This is a genomic window from Desulfobotulus alkaliphilus, assembly GCF_007830435.1.
GTDB classification, from domain to species: Bacteria; Desulfobacterota; Desulfobacteria; order Desulfobacterales; family ASO4-4; genus Desulfobotulus; species Desulfobotulus alkaliphilus.
The window spans coordinates 4,700-7,497 of the sequence record NZ_VLLC01000022.1; the positions used below are offsets into that span (position 1 = coordinate 4,700).

Annotated in this window: 2 protein-coding genes; both read left to right on the plus strand. The window is 51.7% G+C overall.

The features are described 5' to 3' along the window. Window positions 1-264: 264 nt before the first annotated feature. Window positions 265-1,593 carry a UDP-glucose dehydrogenase family protein gene (locus tag LZ24_RS12535; protein ID WP_144685654.1) on the plus strand — a complete coding sequence of 443 codons (1,329 nt, stop codon included), beginning with the start codon at window positions 265-267 and terminating at the stop codon, window positions 1,591-1,593. A 14-nt stretch (window positions 1,594-1,607) separates the two neighbouring features. Next, on the plus strand, window positions 1,608-2,618 hold the full coding sequence (locus LZ24_RS12540) for an NAD-dependent epimerase (protein WP_144685655.1): 1,011 nt from the start codon (window positions 1,608-1,610) through the stop codon (window positions 2,616-2,618). Window positions 2,619-2,798: the final 180 nt, after the last annotated feature.

A 2,798-nucleotide genomic window follows, 5' to 3' on the forward strand; every position in this document is an offset into this window, starting at 1 on the left:
CCTCGAAGCCAGGGGGAAAAGCCCTCAAATCCGCTGGCTGAGGCCCTCGAAGCCAGGGGGAGGCTATGATGAAGTTGCCTGCCCCTACGAATGGTTTTTACGGCCCTGTTTTGTAGGGACACCCTTTACGGGTGCCCGTCAACAATCGTAAAATCTGATCATGCAATTTCCATGGTTTAAAGTTCCTATGGCTGAAAGATAGGGATAATGAGATAAAAATTAAGATTACGCAGGTATGACGGAATTTAATTATAAGGAATAGATATGAAAATCAGCATTTTCGGAACCGGCTATGTGGGCCTTGTCACAGGGGCCTGCCTTGCGGAAGTGGGGCATCGGGTGATGTGCATGGATGTGGATGCCCGAAAGATTGAGAATCTGAAACAGGGTATCCTGCCCATCTGGGAGCCGGGTCTGGATGCCATTGTGAAGCGCAATGTGGAGGATAACCGTCTGTTTTTTACCACCAGCGCCAAAGAAAGCGTTGCCCATGGTCAGGTGCAGTTCATCGCCGTGGGCACACCGCCGGATGAGGATGGTTCCGCAGATCTTCAGTATGTCCTTGCCGTGGCAAAGGACATTGCCACCCACATGGACGGCTATCGGGTTGTGGTGAATAAATCCACCGTGCCCGTTGGAACGGCAGACAGGGTACAGGAGGCCATGGAAGCCGCCCTTAAGGAAAGGGGTGTGGATTTTGCTTTTGATGTGGTTTCCAATCCGGAGTTTCTGAAAGAAGGCGCTGCGGTGAATGATTTTTTAAAGCCGGATCGCATCATTATCGGTACGGTATCGGAAAAGGCACAGGGGCTGATGCAGGAGCTGTATGAGCCTTTTAACCGGAATCACCAGCGCAATATTTTCATGGATGTCCGTTCTGCGGAGCTGACCAAGTATGCGGCCAATGCCATGCTTGCCACCAAGATCAGCTTCATGAATGAGCTTGCCAATATGGCGGAAATCTTAGGCGCAGACATAGAAAAGGTGCGTACGGGCATTGGCTCAGATCCCCGCATTGGCTATCATTTCATCTATCCCGGCTGCGGTTATGGCGGGTCCTGTTTCCCTAAGGATGTGAAGGCCCTTGAAAAAACCGCTGCCCAGATCGGATACGGGGCAGAGCTTCTCAAGGCCGTTGAAGCCGTGAACAATCGTCAGAAGGAAGTGCTGTTCAAAAAGCTGGTAAAGCTTTTTGATGGGGTTGAAAACCTGAAGGATAAAACCATTGCCCTCTGGGGCCTTGCTTTCAAGCCCAACACCGATGACATGCGTGAAGCCCCCAGCCGGACCCTTATGGAAAGGCTCTTTCAGGCCGGGGCAAGGGTGCAGGCCTTTGATCCTGTGGCCATGGAAGAGGCGGCCCGGATTTACGGGGAAAGGCCGGATCTTGTTCTCTGCCCGGACAAATATTCGGCCCTCAGCGGTGCCGATGCTCTGGTGATCTGTACGGAGTGGCCCCAGTTTCGGGCTCCGGATTTTGATGAGATGGAAAACCGCCTGAAAAACCGGATTCTTGTGGATGGCCGAAACCTCTATGCGCCGGAGCGTCTGCGTTCCGCAGGCTGGACCTATGAGGCCATTGGCCGCCCTTGAAAGGTTTAATTCCTATGAAAATACTGGTAACAGGTGTTGCGGGTTTTATTGGTATGCACCTTGCCAAATCTTTGCTGGAAAGAGGCGAAGAGCTTGTCGGCATTGACAACATGAATGATTATTATGCCGTAAGCCTGAAGGAAGACCGTCTGAAACAGCTGGAAGGCTTTGAAAGATTTCATTTCATCCGCATGGATCTTGCAGATCGCAAGGCCATGGAAGCCCTTTTTGCGGACAATGAATTTGATCAGGTCGTCAATCTGGCCGCTCAGGCGGGTGTGCGGTATTCGCTGCAGAATCCCCATGCCTATGTGAACAGTAATGTGGTGGGTTTTTTGAATATTCTTGAAGGCTGCCGCCACAATGGCGTGAAGCATCTGGTATATGCCAGCTCTTCCAGTGTATATGGCTCCAACAGCCGTATGCCTTTCAGTGTTCATGACAATGTGGATCACCCTGTCAGCCTTTATGCCGCCACCAAAAAATCCAATGAGCTGATGGCCCATACCTACAGCCATCTGTATGGTCTGCCCGTAACGGGTCTTCGGTTTTTTACGGTGTACGGACCCTGGGGAAGGCCGGATATGTCTCCTTCCCTTTTTGCTTCCGCCATTCTCGAAGACCGCCCCATACAGGTATTCAACGGGGGGCGCATGCAGCGGGACTTTACCTATATTGATGATATTGTGGAGGGTGTTGTCCGGGTTATGGATGTGGTTCCTGAGCCAGATCCCGCCTATGACAGCAGCAATCCTGATCCCTCATCCAGCCATGCTCCCTTCAGGGTTTATAATATCGGCAATCATGAGCCCGTTGAGCTGATGACCTTTATCGAAACCATTGAAAAGGCAATGGGAAAAAAGGCCATCAAAAACATGATGCCCATGCAGCCCGGAGATGTGCTTGCTACCTGGGCAGATATCCGTGAACTGTATGCTGTGACGGGTTTCAAACCCTCTACGCCGCTGGAGGATGGGATAGGTCGCTTTGTTCGCTGGTTTAAGGATTACCATTCAGAAAAATAAGGTGCGTTCTCCTGCCAGTTTTACTGTAATCCACAGGTCTTTTTATTTGGGAGGGGGCCTTGAGGATGGCTTTTTTTCTCCCCTCTCCCGCTGGCTGAGGCTCTCGAAGCCAGGGGGAGAAGCCCCCAAAGCCGTTGACTGAGGCCCTCGAAGCAGGGGGAGAAGCTCCCAAAGCCGTTG

What these genes read in the sequence shown, in the direction of transcription:
- LZ24_RS12535 (WP_144685654.1), top strand. Translation starts at nt 265, where the DNA reads ATGAAAATCAGCATTTTCGGAACCGGCTATGTGGGCCTTGTCACAGGG.
- LZ24_RS12540 (WP_144685655.1), top strand. Translation starts at nt 1,608, where the DNA reads ATGAAAATACTGGTAACAGGTGTTGCGGGTTTTATTGGTATGCACCTT.